Source organism: Bradyrhizobium sp. 18BD (genome assembly GCF_054185225.1).
On record NZ_JAVAYL010000007.1, the window covers coordinates 87,813 to 105,824 of the forward strand.

Here is an 18,012-nt window from a genome sequence, read left to right on the forward strand (position 1 = left end):
GCGAGGAGCATGCCATGAGAGGTGCGGACAAGGTGATCTGCCAGGCGGCCGCCGTGCTGCTGCTGTTTTCGGTCGCGAGCACGCCGGCTCGGGCGCAGTTCGCAGGCTTCGGCGGTGGTGGTGCCGGTGGCGAAGACATGATGACCCAGATGGCGCCGATGCTGGAGATGATGAAGGCGAAGATGGGCAAGCGCCGCTTCGCGATGCTGATGCAAACCATGGGCCCGATGATGAGCCGCATGATGGAGAATGGCGGCGGCGGATTTGGCGGCATGATGGGCGGCGGAGGCCTTGGTGGCCTCGGCGGCGGCAATTTTGGCGGGGGTTTCGGGGCGCCGAACTACGGCGGCTACACGCCGATGGGCGGAGGCACCATGCCGGCAGGATTCGGCGGCATGGGCGGCGGCGATATCATGGGCATGCTGGGTGGCGCCGGTGGCGGCGACATGATGGCGATGATCCCGCAACTGATGCGGCTCGCCAATGTCGGCGGCGGCCATCGCCGCCACAAGCATCGTTAGATCGCGCGCGCAAATTGCCAGGCACCTCCGGCAACGCAGCAACCACCCTTCGGGGGCGCGAAGGATAGTTGCACCGGGTCAGGGGTGTGATGCGGGGCTATCAGACCCGGTCGTTGAGAAGGACGCCGGACACCGAAGCGTTTGCAGTCGCAGCGTCGGTCGATCCCGCGTCGTAGGTGTGGTCGGCGAACGAGTCTTTCAGCGATTGGAGAAATTGTTGCAGCAGCTCCGTCGCCGACGTGGTGCTTTTCGAGCTATCCGTGCTGCTCCCGGTCGTCGTGTCGCTTGATCCCGTCGTGCCGGACGAGGTCGAATCGGTGGACGAGCTCGTCAGCGACTGCAGGAATTGCTGCAGCAGATCCACCACCGGATTGCCGCTCGATGAACTGTCCGTGCCACTGGCCGAAGCGCCATCAGACGGCGGCGGCCCGCCTGCGCCGCCCGGCCCACCCGGACCATGGGAGAACGCCGCCTTGAACACGCCCTGCAGCTCGGTGGCCTGCTGGTCGGTCAGCTTGCCGTTCGACACTTCCTGCTGGATGAGATCGTCGATCTTGGAGGAGAACTCGTCGGGCGACAGCCGGGTGCCGCTCGACTGATCGTTCGTCTTGCCGGATTGCAGGGCGGAATCGATGTCGCTGAGCGCGGACGACAACGCCGACTGATCGGTCGAGCTGATCGCGCCGGAGCTGACTTCCGCCTGCAGTTCGTCTTGCAGTCTTTGCAATGGTGACGTGTGGTGATGGGTGGAGAGCGCCGAAATCGAGGTCATGTAACCTTCCGTGCTTCTGGTGGACTCGCGGCGAGAATTGTCCCCAGGAGCTGGCGCGGAGCATTCGGTAGAGAGCAACCCGGTTACTCGGTGTTGCCAATCAGCGAACGGAAATATTCAGAAACAAAATAGTGCGCGCGCCTAGTCCGCTGCCGACAGAGCCGGTCTCATCGCGGCCTTGCTCTCGCGCGGCCCCCAGCGCGTCAGCACCACGCTGGAGCAGGAGAGCAGGCCGAGCACGACCATCGAGCTTGCGGCGAGCCAGAAGAAGCTCTGCGCCGTCGCCTCATGCGTCGACAGCCACCAGCCGATCGCCGCGATGTAGATCAGACGCGCGGTCTGCGCCAGTACCGGGCCGATCACCTTGGCCGCGCCTTGCGAGGAGAAATACATCGTCGAGGCGAGGCCGATGAAGGCGTAGAACGGCGCAACGGTCGACAGATATTGGTGGCTGGTCGCGCGTACCGTCGCGCTGTCGGTGAAGATGTTGACCCAGAGGTCGGGGAACATCGCGACAAGGCAGGCCGGCGCGCCGACCGCGATGAAGGCGCTCGCTCCTGCGGTCCAGGCAATGCGCCGCGCACGCGCGATGCGGCCGGCGCCGACCGCCATCCCGATCATCGGCACCGAGGCGATGCCGAACGAGAATGCGATCGATGTCAGCAGGAATTCCAGCCGCGCGCCGATGCCATAGCCGGCGAGGATCGCGGTGCCGAACTTCGCCAGCATGTGCGTGAAGATCGAGATCGTCAGCACCGATTGCAGCGGCGAGAAGCAGGCGATGGCACCGACCTTGAGGATGTCGAAGAACATCACCCATTGGATGCGCAGGCCGCGCAGCTTCGGCACCACACGGGCACGGCCGGAGAACAGGTACCAGCCCATCACGCAGATGTTCATGGAGTAAGCAATCAGCGCGCCGGCGGCGACGCCGCGCATGCCGAGCTGCGGCACCGGCCCGAGCCCGAGGCCGAGCGTGCCGCCGAGCAGGACCTGCCAGACCGCGGAGTTGAGGATCAGCAGCGACGGCAGCTTCATGTTGCCGGTGCCGCGCAGCACGCCCGCCATGGTGTTGAGCAGCCAGGGCAGCACGGCGCCGCCGAAGAACACCTGCGTGTAGGCGATCGCATGGGTCAGCACGTTGCCGCGGCCGCCGAGCATCTCGAGTACCTTGGGCCCGAAGATCAGCATGCCCAGCATGAAGACGAGGCCGAAGGTTATGCCGATCAGCAGCGCATGCGCGGCGAGCGTGCCGGCGCGCTCGCGATCGCCGGCGCCGAGCGCGCGTGCGATGGCGGAGGCCACCGCGCCGCCCATGGCGCCGCCCGACATCGTCATGGTCAGGATCACTGTCGGAAACACCAGCGCCATCGCGGCCAGCGCCTCGACACCGAGCCGGCCGATATAGGAAGTCTCCGCGATCACCACACAGGTGCCGGCGGACAGCGCGACCACGTTGGGCCAGGCGAGCCCGAGCAGCGTCCGCAGGATCGGCCCGTCCGTCAGCGCGCTCCGCACGGGGCGCGGAGGCGGTGGCAGCGGACGCTCTTGTTCATCGACCGGGATTTCGGCGATGTCGGACATTTCCTCTCCCGGGCACGGGCGCCATTCGCGGCGCGGCAATGATGAGGTGTGCCAATCAATTTGTTCGCGCGCAGGGCGCAGCAGGGGCTTGTTAGCACGGCGCGCGGCGATTCCTCCTGCAATGGCTGCAGGCGTGCCCTGCGGCAGCGCATTTCAGCCCGTGGAATTGCGGTTCTCTCGGCCGTCTATCCGATTGTCCAGACCAGCGGCGGGCGGCCGGCCGTCGTCGGGCGCAGATGTACGCCGATATGCCGGCCGCATCCGGCAGCGAGTCCTTCGAACAAGCCTTCCAACACCCTGACGCAGGCGCGGTGATAGTCGGAAACATCGTCCATCAGCTTCCAGCTCTGCTGGCGGATTTCAAAACTGCCTTCGGACTTCGTGGTCTCGGCCGCATCATCCTGCGCGGCGAACAGCGCGTTCAGGAACGATGCGAATTCATTCGCGCCGCCGCGGCTCATCGCGAGCGCTGCTGCGACCTCATCGAAATACTGCATGCCGATCAGCTTGCCGGTGAGGTGCAGGAGGTAGCCGGCATCTTCCGGACCGAACAGCTGCACCATCACAGGTGCGGCGGTGCGGACATATTCCATCGCGTAGTTGCGATAGGCTTTTTCGAGCCGCGGTTTTGGCCAGCTCGCGACGGGCAGCGCCGGCGCTGTCCTCGCATCGAACAGCGGCGCCTCCAGATGCCGCGCGAACACCAGCCGCTGATCCAGCTCGAGCGGATGGTCGTATTGATGATAATAGCCTTCGAGCCCGTCCTGGCCGTCGACGCTCTGCTTGGTGCAGATGAAGGCCAGGCGGAGATCGCCGAGCGCGACACCGTTGTTGGCGTGCCAGCCGCGCAGCATCGCGCGCGAGACCTCGCCCGGCACGCCGCAGATCGCGGTGCCCTTCCAGATCCAGCGCGGTGGCGGATAGCGGATCCAGGCCTTGGTGTCGCTCTCATACATGTATTCGACATGCACGCCGCCGATCCAGTTGGAGAGGTAGTGATATTGCGCAGCCGCCACCGCCGGCGGCAGATGATCGATCCCGAGCTTCCTCAGCCCGGGCAGGAAGCGCTCCTGCTGCTGCCTGCGAAACACGCGGAATACGAACTCGGCGGCATCCGCCGTGCCGCGCCGCGTGACGACGGTGAGGATGAGGCCGGTGAAATAGGCGTGGTAGAGGTCGGCAACCGCGCGCCAGCGCTTCCATTGCGCTTCCTGCGCGGGGTCTGATGCGGCGGTCATGTTCGCTCCCGATCGTTGTTTTGATCGAGTGTGTCACTGCTCCAGGGAGCAGGCAACATGACGCGCATGCAGGGAGCCCTGCACAGCGGCCCGCCAATTCCGCATCACGAATTTTGTGCAGCTTTCGCGGCGCGCTCGCGCTCGACGCGCTCAGTGACATCGCGCGCCATCGCAACCGATCCGAGCACGTTACCGCCAGCATCACGCACCAGCGCGAAGGTCATCTCGATGTAGAGCTTGCGCCCGCTCTTGTGCAGCGCGCGGGTCAGCGTCGGCCGTCCCGCGAGCTTCATCGTTCCGCTCGCAAGTGCGGCCTCAAAGCCTTTCCAGTGCGCGGCGCGCAGATGTTCGGGAATGATCAGGTCGAGATTCTGACCGAGCGCCTCGTCCGCGTCAAAGCCGAACAGGTTGGTCGATGCGCGATTCCAGCGCGTGATCGTGCCGGAGCAATCCGAATAGATCAGCGCGTCCGCGACGTGGTTGAGGATGTTTGCGTCGAGCTGGGATTGATCGGTCATGACACCACCTCGTAGCCCGGATGGAGCGCAGCGTAATCCGGGATCGTGCCACAAGTGAAAGTGTCCCGGATTTCGCTTCGCTCCATCCGGGCTACAAGACCGTGCTACACCCGAAAGTGCTTGCTCAGCTTCAGGCCCTGCGCCTGGTAGTTCGAGCCGATGCGCTGGCCGTACATCGCATCGGGGCGCGCCAGCATTTTTTCGTAGACGAGGCGGCCGACGATCTGGCCGTGCTCGAGAATGAACGGCACTTCGCGCGAGCGCACTTCGAGCACCGCGCGCGATCCTAGCCCGCCCGCGCCGGCATAGCCGAAGCCGGGGTCGAAGAAGCCGGCATAATGCACGCGGAATTCGCCGACCAGCGGATCGAACGGCACCATCTCCGCGGCGTAATCGGGCGGCACCTGCACGGCCTCTTTCGAGGCGAGGATGTAGAACTCGCCGGGATCGAGGATCAGGCTGCCGTCGGGACGGGCCGAGATCGGCTCCCAAAAATCTTCCACCGCATAGCCGGAGCGGCGATCGACGTCGACGACGCCGGTGTGGCGCTTGGCGCGATAGCCGACGAAGCCGTTGGCTTTCTCGCCCGACAGGTCGACCGACACGGCAACGCCGCCGGAGAGATCGGCATCGTCGACGTCGACGAGGCGCTCGGTGCCATGCAGCGTATCGAGTTCATCGGCAGTGAGGATGGCATCGCCGGTGCGGAAGCGCACCTGCGACAGGCGCGAGCCCTCGCGCACCAGCACCGGAAACGTCTTCGGGCTGATCTCGGCGTAGAGCGGACCGTGATAGCCAGCGCCGATCATGTCGAAGCGGCGGGTGCCGTCGGCGATCACGCGGGTGAAAACGTCGAGACGTCCGGTCGAGCTTTTCGGATTGGCGGCCGCGACGATCTCCGGCGGCAGCGCCAGGCTCTCGAGCAGCGGCACGATGTAGACGCAGTTGGTCTCCAGCACCGCACCGTCGGCAAGGCTGAACTCATGCAGCTTCAACTCGTCGATGCGCTCGGCAACGGTGGCGCCGGGCCCCGGCAGGAAGCTCGCGCGGACGCGATAGGCGATGTCGCCCAGGCGCAAATCGAGGCTGGCCGGCTGGATCTGGCTTTCGACGAAATCGTATGCGGGCAGGATGAGACCCGCCTCCGCCATCGCCGCGATCATGCGGTCGGGCAGGATACCATTGGCGTCGGGCGCGACCGTGAACGTCAACCGGGGGTCCTCATCAGGGCTCAAATACATCCGGACATGCGGGAAATACTAGCCTTTTACGGCTATCCGATGGACGCCTTGACGGAAAGGGCATTGCGGAATATGAGCATCACTTATCCCGTGGTGATTTGAGCCGGCCGGCTTGCAGCCACGTTAAATAAGTCGCTAAACAGGCCGGGGACCTCTGTGATCCCGGCCCGTGGATATATCCAGGCCGGTTTTTTTGTGACCGTTTTCGCTCGACGGTCATATCGGAGGGTCCTATGTCGAAGTCGCCTGCCACCTACCGTCCCGAAACCCGCCTGGTCCATTCCGGCACCCTGCGCTCGCAATATGGCGAGACGTCGGAGGCGCTGTTCCTGACCCAGGGCTACGTCTACAACAGCGCCGAGGAGTGCGAGGCGCGGTTCAAGGGCGAGGATCCCGGCTTCATCTATTCGCGCTACTCCAACCCGACCATCGCGATGTTCGAGCGCCGCATGATCGAGCTCGAAGGCGCCGAAGCGGCGCGTTCGGCCGCGACCGGCATGGCGGCGGTCACCACCGCGATCCTGGCGCCGCTGAAAGCCGGCGATCACGTCGTCGCCTCCCGCGCGCTGTTCGGCTCGTGTCTCTACGTCATCCAGGACCTGCTGCCGCGCTACGGCATCGAGACCACGCTGGTCGATGGTGCCAATCTCGATGAATGGCAGCGCGCGGTGAAGCCCAACACCAAGACGTTCTTCCTGGAGAGCCCGACCAATCCGACGCTCGACGTGCTCGACATTCCCGGCATCGCCGAGATCGCGCACAAAGGCGGCGCGCGGCTCGTCGTCGACAACGTGTTTGCGACGCCGATCTGGCAGAGCCCGCTCGCGTTAGGGGCCGACGTCGTCGTGTACTCCGCGACCAAGCACATCGACGGCCAGGGCCGCTGTCTCGGCGGCATCATCCTGTCGTCGGAAGCCTTCATCGCCGAGCACATTCATAACTTCATGCGCCAGACCGGCCCGTCGATCTCGCCGTTCAACGCCTGGGTCCTGCTCAAGGGCCTGGAGACGCTGGGCGTGCGCGTGCGCGCGCAGACCGAGAGCGCGGCGCGCATCGCCGACGTGCTGGCGAGCCATCCGAAGATTTCGCGGCTGGTCTATCCTGGCCGCGCCGATCATCCGCAGGCCGCGCTGGTGAAGAAGCAGATGCGCGGCGGCTCGACGCTGGTCGGCTTCGAGGTCAAGGGCGGCAAGGCGGCCGCGTTCCGCGTGCTCAACGAGCTCAAGCTGGCGAAGATCTCGAACAATCTCGGCGACGCCAAGAGCCTCGTGACGCATCCGGCCACCACGACGCATCAGCGCCTGAAGCCGGAGGATCGCGCCGCGCTCGGCATCAGCGAGGGCTTTATCCGCTTCTCCGCAGGGCTGGAGCACGCCGATGATCTGATCGAGGATCTGACGGCGGCGCTGGAGAGGGCGTGACGGGCGAATGGCGAATAGTGAGTAGCGAATAGATCAATCCCTATTCGCTACTCGCCATTCCCTATTCGCCTCTACATCGGCCGATACGCCCGCACGTCCGCGGGCACGTTCACGCCGAGCTGGATCTGGCCGACAGAGCGGATGATGTCGTCGCCGAGCAGCTGGGCGAAGCAGGCATAGCCCCAATCGTTCATGTGGAGGCCGTCGGCGATCACAAAGCTCTCGACCGGGATCGCCTGCTTCTCGTGCCAGTCGCGCATCACCTCGAAGCGCGGGAAGATGCCGACGTGACGGAGCTCGGCGACCTTGCCGAGCAGCTTCACCATCTTGCCGGCGCTCTCGGGCCGCTGGTTCACGGCCGGCGAATATTGCGGATCGACCAGCACGATGTCGGCGCCGCCGGCAGCCTGGATGTGGGAGATGCCGTCCTCGACCATCTTGGCGGTGTCGCCGGGATCGAGGTTGCGCAGCACCGCGTTGGTGCCGACCTGCCAGATCACGAGATCCGGATGCACGTCGATCACCTCCTTCTGGAGGCGCTTCATCATCTCGGGCGCGTCCTCGCCGCCGACGCCGGCATTGATGACGGTGATGTCGGCGGTCGGATATTTCCGCCGCAACTGCGCAGCGAGACGGTTCGGATAGTTGAACTCCGGCGAGGTCGCGCCATAGCCCGCAGTGGAGGACGAACCGAATGCGACGATCACGACGGGCTTGCCTGCAACGAGTTTTGCCGCGACATGCGGCAGCGAGCCCATGGTCTTCGAGTCGCCCTTCGGCGCGAGACACGGCACGCGGCTGAAGATGTCGCCGGCGGATTTGGCGACCTCCTTCACCTTGTCGATGGCGCGCGAGGTGACGCCGCGCTGTTGCGCGGTCGGCTGGGTCGCGGCGACCGTGGTCTGGGCGGGATTAGCGGGCTGTGCCGGCGAGGGCGTCGCCTGCGCGGCTTGCGCCTGCGCGCGCGACTGCGATACCGGCGACAGCAACAGCAGCAGGGCCGCTGCAGATGCAGCCGGCCATGCCGTCAGGCAAAAAGGGCGGAGAGAACTCATTAACGCTAGACCTCAATTTTGCTGCTGGGCCGGGCCCAGATGGGCTGCGTCGACCACGAACTGTGCCAACGCCCGGCCAAGGCAATCATGGACTCGTTTCGCCAACTCCGGTCCGTGCGCGGGATTGAACAGGTCGAACTGACCCTGGTCGCTCCACTGACGCATCATCGCGAAACGGTCGAACAACGGAATATCGTGCTCCTGCGCCACCACCTTCAGATTATCGAGGTAAGGCGGCACCGAGATCATGGTCTCCGTGCGCGGGCTGTACTGCAAATTCATCAAGACGACATCAGCCCCCGCTTGCTGCAACGCGACAACACCTTCGGTCACCGCGCCACGAAAATCATCGGGATCGATGGATCGCATAGCATCCACGGTCCCGGTCTGCCAGATGACCAAAGTAGGCCTTTTTGCTTCCATCAGCTTAACGAAGGTTCCGGCCGCCTCCTCGGCCGTCTTCTTGCTCTGTATTTCTACGGAGACGTGCACGGCCTCGGTCGGCGCCAGCTTCTCCTTCAAGATCGCCTGCATCCGCGCCGGATAGGACGCGTCCTCGGAGGCTGGAATCCGGGTCGAGCCGGTGCCGATGACCAGGATTTCAAGCGGTTTGCCGGATTTGACGGCCTCGGCGACCTTGGGAAGCTGGCTTTCGCTGGTGAGCAGATAGGACGGCAATTCGCAGGCCGGCGGCACGGCTGGATCTGCAGGCGCAGCATCGCCCGCGCGCGCCTGGGGCGCGGCGAGGCCACCGCATAGCAGGATCAGGCTCAGGAGAACCTTCGCCTTCATCAGCCCCCTCCCGCCAGATCGGCGTTGCCGACGGCGTTTTTGGTTTTCGCACCGCTCTTGTCAGCCACGCGCTTGTACCACGAAATCACCCATGCAACGCCCCACATGATCAGGATTCCGGAGAGACTAATCAGCGCATGCATGGCTGCGCCGCCGGAGACTTCGGCCAGGATGAAATGGCCGGCGAAGGCGAGGAAGACGCCGAGGCAGAAGATCTCGAGGGAATGGGAGCCGCACAGGATCAGCGGCCGCAGCCAGGGCGATTTGAGGCCCGGCCAATCGCGCGGCAGGAAGCGCACGGTGAGCGCGGCCAGCGCCAGGAAATGCGTGAAGCGCAACACGTCGAGGTCAGTCTTGTCGATCGGATACATCCATTGCTCGAGCCGCTTCGGCATCAGATGCGACAGTTGCGGCACATACCAGGTCAGCGTCACGTAGAACGCCGCCACGATATAGGCGATCGCGATCCACATCGTCACCGGCGAAGCCAGAATACGCGCCATGCGCCGCGCACCTCCGAGCGCACACCATGCACCGAAGACGAAAAGCAATTGCCAGGCCAGCGGATTGAACGCCCAGAAGCCGTTCGGATAGGCGGAGAAGTAGAGGTCGTATTCCCAGGTCACCGCGTAGAGCACGGCGGACAGCGCGAGCGTGAGGTCGGGCTTCCACTTCATCGACCACAGGATCAGCGGCAGCGCCAGCATCAGGACGATATACAGCGGCAGCACGTCCATGTTGACGGGACGGAAGCGCAGCAGCAGCGCCTGCACGATGGTGACATCGGGCTGCTTGAGGAAATCCATGATCCCCATCTCTTCGGTGTAGAGCGGGTTCTCGAAGCTGGTCGCCACATAGGAGATCTCGGCGAGGAAGATCGTGAACAGGAAGACGTGGGCGACGTAGATCTGCCAGACCCGTCGCAGGATGCGCGCGGTGGCGATGACGACGCCGCTCTCCAGCATCGCACGGCCGTAGACGAAGGCGGCGGTGTAACCGGAGATGAAGATGAAGATCTCGGTGGCGTCGCTGAAGCCGTAATTGCGGATCGTGAACCAGGTCAGGAGACTCGACGGCAGATGGTCGATGAAGATCAGCCACAGCGCGAGCCCGCGGAACAGATCGAGCCGGAGCTCGCGCTCGCCGATCGCAGGCAGCGAGATGGCCGGTGCGGCGGCGCGCGGTGTCGCGGTTGCCGCGACCGGCGCTCCCGTCACTTGGTCGGCAATGGTCATCGGGGTCCGAAACCCTTCCACAGATCGCGACGCGTTAAGGAGTGTACAGGTCCGGCGGTTGTCTCGCAAAGCGCACCGGATCACATTGGGCGTACTTCCGCGCCAAATCGGGCGGGAGGATGTCAGGAAAGCCGCCCTGCGGCGTTTGGTTCCCGGCCGGGTTTTCGTTATGATGGCGGCATGTACCGCGCCGTGACCCGCCAGATCGAAGTGACCGTCGAGCCGAACTTTGTTCCGGAGCAGTCGTCGGCTGACCGCTCGCGCTATTTCTGGTCCTACACCATCGTGATCACCAATTCGGGCGACGAGACCGTGCAGCTCAAGACGCGGTACTGGATCATCACCGACGCCACCGGCCGCCAGCAGGAGGTCAGGGGCGAAGGCGTGGTCGGCGAGCAGCCGACGCTCGCCCCCGGCGAGCGCTTCGAATATACCTCCGGCGTGCCGCTCTCCACCGCCTCCGGCTTCATGACCGGCCGCTATCAGATGGTCAGCGAAACCGGCGAACGCTTCGAGATCGACGTGCCGACGTTCTCGCTGGACAGCCCGGATAATAAGCGGGTGTTGAATTAGCGGCATGCCTCGGTGCCACGCACAGCAATGACGGCCCTGCTAGCTCCGTCATCCTCGCGCAACCGCGAAGCGGTTGTCGCTGGAGGTGCGAGGCATGGGACGCAACGCGTCCCATGGGGAGCCTCGAAGGATGAGCGGCCACGATGCAGCCGGGCTGTCGCCCTTCGAGGCTTGCTCAGCGGCGCGATGCGCCGCAGAGCGCGCGCCTCCAGCGACAATGGCCTCGCCATTGCGCGGGGGTGACGGTCATGGAATTGTGCGCGGTTCATCAAAGACACGCCTTCGCGTTCTCGCGGCTGATCTCACCCGAGCTTTGCTAATCATTCCACCCTCTCATCCAAGAGGGCGCAGGGAAGGCCGGGTGCCGGCTGGCACCCGCGGTCTGCTGCGCGAAAGGTAGCGCAAAGAGACCGCACAGCAGCATACAGGTGAAGCCCAACACACGGCCTTCCCTGCGCGATGGTTGGACGGCTTATGCCGTGCTCTCCCAGGAGCCGAGTTCCCTTTGGCCTCCCTCACCTTCGCGAAAGTCGCCGGCACCGCGCCGGTTGACGCTGATGCCGCATCCACGAAAGCTTGACCGTAGCAACGACGGCCAGGACCACACGGTTTTGCCGTACGCACGGCTCGTTCCTCGCCGCAGTTTTCCCGGCCCTGTCGACGGAGCCGGAAACTTACTGGCGAAACGAACCTGACAGCGCCGTTCGTCCGCACGGAGTTTTGGGCTCACGGAGAGCAATCCGCCCTGCCCTTAACTTCTCATGCCCGACGCTGCCGCGTCCATCGCAAGCCCGGCTCGCGTATCGTGACGACCACACGATCGCCCCTCAAGGATGAGCCGGGATGGGCGAGAGATACGCCATTTCCGAATTTCGGTAAAGTGGAATATTTTTGCGGGCGCAGATTGACAGCGTCGCGGGGTGTTTTGCCCGTCGGGCAAGATCTCGTAGCCCGGATGAGCGAAGCGACATCCGGGGCCTTGCCTCAAGCGACAGTGGCCCCGGGTATCGCTTCGCTCACCCGGGCTACGGGACGGCACCACCTATGCGTCTTCGACGCCCGCCTCGTCCGGCGTGAACTGATACACCGACGAGCAAAACTCACACGTCACGACGACCTTGTCGTCCTTGACCATGGCGGCGCGGTCGTCGGGCGAAAAGCTCTTCAGCATGGATGCGACCGCATTGCGCGAGCAGGAGCATTGCGCCTTCAGCGCGAGCGGATTGAACACGCGCACGCCGCGCTCGTGGAAGAGGCGGTAGAGCAGCCGTTCGCCGGACAGCTCCGGATCGATCAGCTCGACGTCCTCGACGGTCTCGATCAGCGAGCGCGCCTCGACCCAGGCGTCGTCTTCGGCAACGCTGTGCACCTCGGCACCTTCGGGCGCATCGCCGGGATGCAAGTCGGCCTGCCGCGCGCGCTCGGGCGCCTTGGGCAGGAATTGCATCAGCATGCCACCGGCGCGCCAGCGGTGCTTGCCGCCGTCGCTCGAGCGCCATTCCTCGCCGACCGCAAGGCGCACCTTGGTCGGGATCTGCTCGGAGCGCAGGAAATATTCGTGGGCGGCCTCTTCCAGTCCACCGCCATCGAGCGCGACCAGACCCTGGTAGCGGCTCATGTCGGGCCCCTGGTCGATGGTCATGGCGAGATGGCCGCGGCCGAGCAGCGTGCCGGAGTCCTTGGCGTCACCGAGACGCGCAGCATCGAAGCGCGCATAGGCGCGGAGGCGATCCGGCGCCTGATAGTCCACTACCAGGAACGACACCGGACCGTCGGTCTGGGCCTGGAGGATGAAGCGGCCCTCGAACTTCAGTGCCGAGCCGAGCAGCGTCGTCAGCACGATGGCCTCGCCGAGCAGCTTGCCCACCGGCGCGGGATAATCATGCTTGGTCAGGATCTCGTCGAGCGCAGGGCCGAGCCGCACCAGGCGACCGCGCACGTCGAGCGCGTCGACCTCGTAGGGCAGCACAGCGTCGTCAATCGGAACCGCTGATGGCGCGCGAACCGGGCCTTCAGGCCCGGTTTTCATGTCAGGGGATTGAAAAACCATGGCGCTTTATCTGGGGTCGGAGGGCGGAAATGGAAGGGGCGCGTGGGTGGTGTGTTCCGGATGCAGTTATGATCGCACATGATCCTGCAAATTCGATGTCATCCCGGGGCGCGCAACGCGCTGATACGGGACCCATAGCCACAGGATGACGTCGTAGCCCGCGTAGCCCGGATGGAGCCAACTGGTCGGCGCGGAGCGCCGCCCGATGACAGGCTCCGCGCAATCCGGGGAGGTCTTACCGCGACTTGAGTACCCGGATTTCGCTTGCGCTCCATCCGGGCTACAAGTGCTACTTCACCGCGTCGAAGCACCAGGCCAAAATGCCCTTCTGCGCGTGCAGGCGGTTCTCGGCTTCGTCGAACACGACCGATTGCGGGCCGTCGATCACCTCATCCGTGACTTCCTCGCCGCGATGAGCCGGCAGGCAGTGCATGAACAGCGCGTCGGGCTTGGCCAGCGACATCAGCTTGGAATTGACCTGGTAGGGCTTGAGCACGTTGTGGCGATGCTCGCCCTCCTTGTCGCCCATCGACACCCAGGTGTCGGTGACGACGCAGTCGGCGCCCTTCACGGCGGCCTCGGGATCGGTGCCGAGCACGATCGGCGCGCCGGTCGCCTTGATCCAGTCGCGCATCACCTTTTTCGGCGAGAGCTCCGGAGGGGTTGCGACATTGAGCTGGAATTTGAAGCGCTCGGCCGCATGGGCCCACGACGCCAGCACGTTGTTGTCGTCGCCGGTCCAGGCCACCGTCCGGCCCTCGATCGGGCCGCGATGCTCCTGATAGGTCAGGAGGTCCGCCATCACCTGGCAGGGATGCGAGCGCCGCGTCAGGCCGTTGATGACGGGCACGGTCGCGTTGGCCGCAAGCTCGAGCAGCGCATCGTGGTTGAGGATGCGGATCATGATGGCATCGACATAGCGCGACAGCACGCGCGCGGTGTCGGCAATGGTCTCGCCGCGGCCGAGCTGCATCTCGGCGCCGGTGAGCATGATGGGCTCGCCGCCGAGCTGGCGCATGGCGACGTCGAACGAGACGCGCGTCCGCGTCGAGGGACGCTCGAAGATCATCGCCAGCGTCTTGCCTTCGAGGGGCCTGACCGGCTGATGCGCCTTCTGCTTCGCCTTCATGGCGGAGGAGGCGTCGAGCATGCTCTTGAGCTCCGACAGCGGCAGCTCGTCGATGTCGAGGAAGTGCTTCGGTGTTTTATTGGGGGACTTGCTCATCAGCTTGCCGCCCTCTTGTTGCCGGCAAGCGCAGTGCAGGCGCGCTCCAGCCGCCCGACGCTGTCCTCGATCTCGGCCTCGCTGACGATCAAGGGCGGCAGGAAACGCACGACATTGTCGCCGGCGCCGACCGTGAGCAGCTTTTCGTTGCGCAGCGCCGCGACGAGATCGCCGGACGGCACGACAGCCTTGATGCCGATCAGCAACCCTTCGCCGCGCACTTCGCAGACGACATCAGGATGCCGGTCGATGACGGAGGCGAGCTTCTGCTTGAGCAGCAGCGACATCTTCTGCACGTGGTCGAAGAAGCCGGGCTTGAGCATGACGTCGAGCACGGCGTTCGCAGCCGAGATCGCCAGCGGATTGCCGCCGAAGGTCGAGCCGTGCGAACCGGGGCCCATGCCGGACGCCGCCTCCGCGGTCGCGAGCACCGCGCCGATCGGAAAGCCGCCGCCGAGCGCCTTCGCCAGCGACATCACGTCGGGCGTGACGCCGGTGCGCCGATGGGCGAACAGATCGCCGGCGCGGCCCATGCCGGTCTGCACCTCGTCGAAGGCGAGCAGCAGGCCCTTCTCGTCGCAGAGCTGGCGCAGCGCCTTGAGGAACGCAGGCGTTGCCGAACGCACGCCGCCCTCGCCCTGGATCGGCTCGATCAGGATGCCGGCGGTCTGCGGGCCGATCGCCTTCTTCACGGCCTCGATGTCACCGTGCGGGATCTGGTCGAAACCGTCCATCGGCGGACCAAAGCCTTCGAGATATTTTGCCGATCCCGTCGCGGCCAGCGTTGCCAGCGTGCGGCCATGGAAGGCGCCTTCGAAGGTGATGATGCGATAGCGCTCCGGATGTCCCTTGGAGAAGTGATGATGGCGGACCAGCTTGATCACGCCCTCCAGCGCTTCGGCGCCGGAATTGCAGAAGAACACGAAGTCCGCAAAGCTCTCGCTGCACAGGCGCGCGGCGAGCTTCTCGCCATCGGGGCTCTGGAACAGGTTCGACATATGCCAGAGCTTCGTCGCCTGCTCCTGCAAGGCCTTGACCAGCGCGGGATGGGCGTGGCCGAGCGCGTTCACCGCAACGCCGGAGGTAAAGTCGAGATAGCGGTCGCCGTTGGTCGCAATCAGCCAGCAGCCTTCGCCGCGCTCGAAACCGAGGTCGGCCCTGGCGAAAACGGGGAGCAAATGCGGCGCTGCGCTGTTAGTCATGACGATCACTTGATGTTGCGGACGGCGTGAGCGTGCATTGCGCAACGCACCATCAACCGGCCCGGAAAACGAAACGTGCCGCCTTTTAAGGGCGGCACGTGTCACTATCTTATGCCTGGTGATACCGGTGTCAATGCCGCCCGAAAGCCTCGCGAAACGCTGAATCCGTAGTCTTGCGGTGCCGAATTAGCGGGGTTTTTGCCACGGAACATGTGGAAGCGAGTCGGCGGACTCTTGCGCGTGAGTCACGCCATATTGTAGCGTTTGGCTTGTCAGATACGACATCTCGTGCAGTGTTTCTGATCCTCTAAGTCCTCATGTACCGGCGTAAACGTTCGGGCGTTCCAGCTGCGCCCGGCGAGCCTTAAGGGATTCTGACGGCACGGGTTTTTCGAGGCTTAGGCATTCGCCGCATGGCGCCAGGATGGCGGCCGTACGGCGAGGGAAAGGGTGCAATGACGGTTTTGACCTGGTCCGACGATCGCGTCGAGCAGCTTAAAAAGCTCTGGGAGGCCGGACTTTCGGCCAGCCAGATTGCGGCCGAGCTCGGCAACGTGACCCGTAATGCCGTGATCGGCAAGGTGCACAGGCTCGGCCTGTCCGGCCGCGCCAAGAGCCCCTCGTCGGCGGCTCCCCGGCCGCGCAAGGCGCGTCCCGCGCAGCATATGATGCGGGTGAGCCGGCCGATCGCGCGCGGCAACACCGCGCTGGCGCAGGCCTTCGAGGTCGAGGTCGAGGCCGAACCGGTCACCTACGACAACGTGGTGCCGATGAGCCAGCGGCTGTCGCTGCTGGAGCTGAACGAGGCGACCTGCCACTGGCCGGTCGGCGATCCCTCCAGCCCGGATTTCTTCTTCTGCGGCGGCAAGGCCCTTTCCGGCCTGCCCTATTGCGCCCAGCACTCGCGGGTGGCGTATCAGCCCGCGGCGGATCGCCGCCGCGCACCGGCCAAGCCCGGCACGCGCTGAGCACGGCTTCAGACGACATCGTCCCGGCACACGGCTGGGACGACGATCGAGACATAAAAAAGCGCGCCAGGTGGCGCGCTTTTTATTTGGCTTGCTTGCAGCCGTTTTTACGTTTGCTCAGCCCCCGTCTGCTCAGCCACTTTAAGGCTGCTCAGACTCTTTAAGTCTGCTCAGCCTTGGCGAAGCGATCGTCGAGCGCGTAGCCGGCGCCGCGGACGGTGCGGATCGGATCCTGCTCGCGGCCGAGATTGAGCAGCTTGCGCAGGCGGCCGATATGCACATCGACGGTGCGTTCGTCGATGTAGATGTCGCGGCCCCAGACGCTGTCGAGCAGCTGCTCGCGCGAGAACACGCGGCCGGGATGCTCCAGGAAGAACTCCAGCAGGCGATATTCGGTCGGGCCGAGATCGATCGGCCGGCCCGAACGTGCCACGCGGCGCTTGTCGCGATCGAGCTCGATGTCGCCATAGGCGAGCACCGTGGCGAGCCGCTCGGGGCTGGCACGCCGCAGCAGGCCCTTCACGCGGGCCAGCAGCTCCGGCACCGAGAACGGCTTGACGATGTAGTCGTCGGCACCGGTCGCAAGACCGCGCACCCGCTCGCTCTCCTCACCGCGCGCGGTGAGCATGATGATCGGGAGCTGCTTGGTCTCGGGCCGGGTGCGAAGCCGGCGGCACAGCTCGATGCCGGAGAGGCCCGGCAGCATCCAGTCGAGCACGATCAGATCGGGGATGTGCTCCTTGAGACGGGTGTCGGCATCGTCGCCGCGCATCACCGTCTCCACGTCATAGCCGTCGCCTTCGAGGTTGTAGCGAAGCAGCTCGGTGAGAGCTTCCTCGTCCTCAACCACCATAATGCGTGCGCCCATGGGGTCGTCGCTCCTTAGCTAATCAGGTATTCGGGACCGTCGTGGCGAAGGTCGTCATGTCGCCCTTCGGCCGCTTGTCGGTGATCGCCTGGCCCTCGATCATATAGAACACGGTCTCGGCGATGTTGGTGGCGTGGTCGCCGATGCGCTCGATGTTCTTGGCGCAGAACATCAGATGGATGCAGAACGAGATGTTGCGCGGATCCTCCATCATGTAGGTGAGGAGCTCGCGGAACAGCGAGGTGCAGATGGCGTCGACTTCCTCGTCGCCCTTCCACACCGCCATCGCCGCCGGCAGATCGTGCGCGGCATAGGCGTCCAGCACCGACTTGACCTGCTGCTGCACGAGGTCGGTCATGTGCTCCAGGCCGCGGAACAGCTTCAGCGGATGGAAGTCGGCATCGAGCGCGGCAACGCGCTTGCCCATGTTCTTGGCGAGGTCGCCGATCCGCTCGAGATCGGTCGCGACGCGCATGGCGCCGACGATCTCGCGAAGGTCGACGGCCATCGGCTGACGGCGCGCGATGGTGAGCACGGCGCGCTCCTCGATCTTTTTCTGCAGCGCGTCGATATCGGCGTCGGCGGTGACGACGCGCTGGCCGAGCGGGACGTCGCGGCGGATCAGCGCGTCGACGGAATCGACGATCAAGCGTTCGGCGATGCCGCCCATCTCGGCGACCAGGCGGGTGAGCTCCTGGAGGTCGGTGTCGAAGGCCTTTGCGGTATGTTCAGAACCCATGTTCCGTCTC

17 protein-coding genes and 1 riboswitch are annotated in these 18,012 nt (G+C 64.9%); of the genes, 4 read left to right on the forward strand and 13 right to left on the reverse strand.

The window, feature by feature from the left end; genetic code table 11:
• Positions 1-14: 14 nt before the first annotated feature.
• On the forward strand, positions 15-521 hold the full coding sequence (locus tag RAD16_RS14830) for a hypothetical protein (RefSeq protein WP_458158625.1): 507 nt from the start codon (positions 15-17) through the stop codon (positions 519-521).
• A gap of 100 nt (positions 522-621) precedes the next feature.
• Here the strand turns inward: RAD16_RS14830 and RAD16_RS14835 are convergent, their stop codons facing one another.
• From RAD16_RS14835 to RAD16_RS14855, 5 genes are all read right to left on the reverse strand, one after another.
• Positions 622-1,293, reverse strand: coding sequence for a hypothetical protein (locus RAD16_RS14835; protein WP_458158626.1), 672 nt, complete (start codon positions 1,291-1,293; stop codon positions 622-624).
• 141 nt (positions 1,294-1,434) lie between these two features.
• Positions 1,435-2,877 (reverse strand): MATE family efflux transporter, encoded by a 1,443-nt coding sequence (locus tag RAD16_RS14840; RefSeq protein ID WP_458158627.1) that lies wholly within the window; start codon positions 2,875-2,877, stop codon positions 1,435-1,437.
• A 185-nt stretch (positions 2,878-3,062) separates the two neighbouring features.
• Positions 3,063-4,115 carry a hypothetical protein gene (locus tag RAD16_RS14845; RefSeq protein ID WP_458158628.1) on the reverse strand — a complete coding sequence of 351 codons (1,053 nt, stop codon included), beginning with the start codon at positions 4,113-4,115 and terminating at the stop codon, positions 3,063-3,065.
• Between the two features lie 104 nt (positions 4,116-4,219).
• Positions 4,220-4,633 (reverse strand): PAS domain-containing protein, encoded by a 414-nt coding sequence (locus tag RAD16_RS14850; protein WP_458158629.1) that lies wholly within the window; start codon positions 4,631-4,633, stop codon positions 4,220-4,222.
• Positions 4,634-4,737: 104 nt separating this feature from the next.
• Positions 4,738-5,874, reverse strand: coding sequence for a 2'-deoxycytidine 5'-triphosphate deaminase (locus RAD16_RS14855; protein WP_458158630.1), 1,137 nt, complete (start codon positions 5,872-5,874; stop codon positions 4,738-4,740).
• 80 nt (positions 5,875-5,954) lie between these two features.
• Positions 5,955-6,034: riboswitch (SAM riboswitch) on the forward strand.
• Positions 6,035-6,107: 73 nt separating this feature from the next.
• On the opposite strand from RAD16_RS14855, the gene RAD16_RS14860 reads away from it, so the two are divergent.
• Positions 6,108-7,295 (forward strand): O-succinylhomoserine sulfhydrylase, encoded by a 1,188-nt coding sequence (locus tag RAD16_RS14860; RefSeq protein WP_458158631.1) that lies wholly within the window; start codon positions 6,108-6,110, stop codon positions 7,293-7,295.
• A 71-nt stretch (positions 7,296-7,366) separates the two neighbouring features.
• Here the strand turns inward: RAD16_RS14860 and RAD16_RS14865 are convergent, their stop codons facing one another.
• The 3 genes from RAD16_RS14865 to RAD16_RS14875 are packed head-to-tail and all read right to left on the reverse strand — an operon-like array spanning position 7,367 to position 10,377.
• Complete coding sequence (locus RAD16_RS14865; RefSeq protein WP_458158632.1) at positions 7,367-8,350, reverse strand: SGNH/GDSL hydrolase family protein; 984 nt, start codon at positions 8,348-8,350, stop codon at positions 7,367-7,369.
• Positions 8,351-8,362: 12 nt separating this feature from the next.
• Complete coding sequence (locus RAD16_RS14870) at positions 8,363-9,142, reverse strand: SGNH/GDSL hydrolase family protein (RefSeq protein ID WP_458158633.1); 780 nt, start codon at positions 9,140-9,142, stop codon at positions 8,363-8,365.
• A complete protein-coding gene (locus RAD16_RS14875) occupies positions 9,142-10,377 on the reverse strand; it encodes an OpgC domain-containing protein (protein ID WP_458158634.1) in 1,236 nt (411 codons plus the stop codon). Before RAD16_RS14875 ends, RAD16_RS14870 begins: the two co-directional genes overlap by 1 nt.
• A gap of 180 nt (positions 10,378-10,557) precedes the next feature.
• On the opposite strand from RAD16_RS14875, the gene apaG reads away from it, so the two are divergent.
• Positions 10,558-10,950, forward strand: coding sequence for a Co2+/Mg2+ efflux protein ApaG (gene apaG, locus RAD16_RS14880; RefSeq protein WP_326896850.1), 393 nt, complete (start codon positions 10,558-10,560; stop codon positions 10,948-10,950).
• Positions 10,951-11,992: 1,042 nt separating this feature from the next.
• On the opposite strand, the gene RAD16_RS14885 is transcribed toward apaG, so the two are convergent.
• From RAD16_RS14885 to RAD16_RS14895, 3 genes are all read right to left on the reverse strand, one after another.
• Entirely contained in the window at positions 11,993-13,000 is a 1,008-nt protein-coding gene (locus RAD16_RS14885) for an Hsp33 family molecular chaperone (RefSeq protein WP_458158635.1), read from the reverse strand.
• Between the two features lie 289 nt (positions 13,001-13,289).
• Positions 13,290-14,225, reverse strand: coding sequence for an ornithine carbamoyltransferase (argF, locus tag RAD16_RS14890; RefSeq protein WP_458158636.1), 936 nt, complete (start codon positions 14,223-14,225; stop codon positions 13,290-13,292).
• The gene (locus RAD16_RS14895) at positions 14,225-15,427 is read right to left on the reverse strand and encodes an acetylornithine transaminase (RefSeq protein ID WP_458158637.1); all 1,203 of its coding nucleotides are present in this window, start codon (positions 15,425-15,427) and stop codon (positions 14,225-14,227) included. The genes argF and RAD16_RS14895 overlap by 1 nt, the downstream gene beginning before the upstream one ends.
• A 455-nt stretch (positions 15,428-15,882) precedes the next feature.
• Between RAD16_RS14895 and RAD16_RS14900 the strand changes: the two genes are divergently transcribed.
• On the forward strand, positions 15,883-16,395 hold the full coding sequence (locus RAD16_RS14900) for a GcrA family cell cycle regulator (RefSeq protein WP_018644522.1): 513 nt from the start codon (positions 15,883-15,885) through the stop codon (positions 16,393-16,395).
• A gap of 160 nt (positions 16,396-16,555) precedes the next feature.
• On the opposite strand, the gene phoB is transcribed toward RAD16_RS14900, so the two are convergent.
• A complete protein-coding gene (gene phoB / locus RAD16_RS14905) occupies positions 16,556-17,263 on the reverse strand; it encodes a phosphate regulon transcriptional regulator PhoB (protein ID WP_008143479.1) in 708 nt (235 codons plus the stop codon).
• A 22-nt stretch (positions 17,264-17,285) separates the two neighbouring features.
• On the reverse strand, positions 17,286-18,002 hold the full coding sequence (gene phoU / locus RAD16_RS14910) for a phosphate signaling complex protein PhoU (protein WP_326896254.1): 717 nt from the start codon (positions 18,000-18,002) through the stop codon (positions 17,286-17,288).
• Positions 18,003-18,012: the final 10 nt, after the last annotated feature.

What these genes read in the sequence shown, in the direction of transcription:
- RAD16_RS14830 (WP_458158625.1), top strand. Translation starts at nt 15, where the DNA reads ATGAGAGGTGCGGACAAGGTGATCTGCCAGGCGGCCGCCGTGCTGCTG.
- RAD16_RS14835 (WP_458158626.1), bottom strand. Translation starts at nt 1,293, where the DNA reads ATGACCTCGATTTCGGCGCTCTCCACCCATCACCACACGTCACCATTG.
- RAD16_RS14840 (WP_458158627.1), bottom strand. Translation starts at nt 2,877, where the DNA reads ATGTCCGACATCGCCGAAATCCCGGTCGATGAACAAGAGCGTCCGCTG.
- RAD16_RS14845 (WP_458158628.1), bottom strand. Translation starts at nt 4,115, where the DNA reads ATGACCGCCGCATCAGACCCCGCGCAGGAAGCGCAATGGAAGCGCTGG.
- RAD16_RS14850 (WP_458158629.1), bottom strand. Translation starts at nt 4,633, where the DNA reads ATGACCGATCAATCCCAGCTCGACGCAAACATCCTCAACCACGTCGCG.
- RAD16_RS14855 (WP_458158630.1), bottom strand. Translation starts at nt 5,874, where the DNA reads ATGTATTTGAGCCCTGATGAGGACCCCCGGTTGACGTTCACGGTCGCG.
- RAD16_RS14860 (WP_458158631.1), top strand. Translation starts at nt 6,108, where the DNA reads ATGTCGAAGTCGCCTGCCACCTACCGTCCCGAAACCCGCCTGGTCCAT.
- RAD16_RS14865 (WP_458158632.1), bottom strand. Translation starts at nt 8,350, where the DNA reads ATGAGTTCTCTCCGCCCTTTTTGCCTGACGGCATGGCCGGCTGCATCT.
- RAD16_RS14870 (WP_458158633.1), bottom strand. Translation starts at nt 9,142, where the DNA reads ATGAAGGCGAAGGTTCTCCTGAGCCTGATCCTGCTATGCGGTGGCCTC.
- RAD16_RS14875 (WP_458158634.1), bottom strand. Translation starts at nt 10,377, where the DNA reads ATGACCATTGCCGACCAAGTGACGGGAGCGCCGGTCGCGGCAACCGCG.
- apaG (WP_326896850.1), top strand. Translation starts at nt 10,558, where the DNA reads ATGTACCGCGCCGTGACCCGCCAGATCGAAGTGACCGTCGAGCCGAAC.
- RAD16_RS14885 (WP_458158635.1), bottom strand. Translation starts at nt 13,000, where the DNA reads ATGGTTTTTCAATCCCCTGACATGAAAACCGGGCCTGAAGGCCCGGTT.
- argF (WP_458158636.1), bottom strand. Translation starts at nt 14,225, where the DNA reads ATGAGCAAGTCCCCCAATAAAACACCGAAGCACTTCCTCGACATCGAC.
- RAD16_RS14895 (WP_458158637.1), bottom strand. Translation starts at nt 15,427, where the DNA reads ATGACTAACAGCGCAGCGCCGCATTTGCTCCCCGTTTTCGCCAGGGCC.
- RAD16_RS14900 (WP_018644522.1), top strand. Translation starts at nt 15,883, where the DNA reads ATGACGGTTTTGACCTGGTCCGACGATCGCGTCGAGCAGCTTAAAAAG.
- phoB (WP_008143479.1), bottom strand. Translation starts at nt 17,263, where the DNA reads ATGGGCGCACGCATTATGGTGGTTGAGGACGAGGAAGCTCTCACCGAG.
- phoU (WP_326896254.1), bottom strand. Translation starts at nt 18,002, where the DNA reads ATGGGTTCTGAACATACCGCAAAGGCCTTCGACACCGACCTCCAGGAG.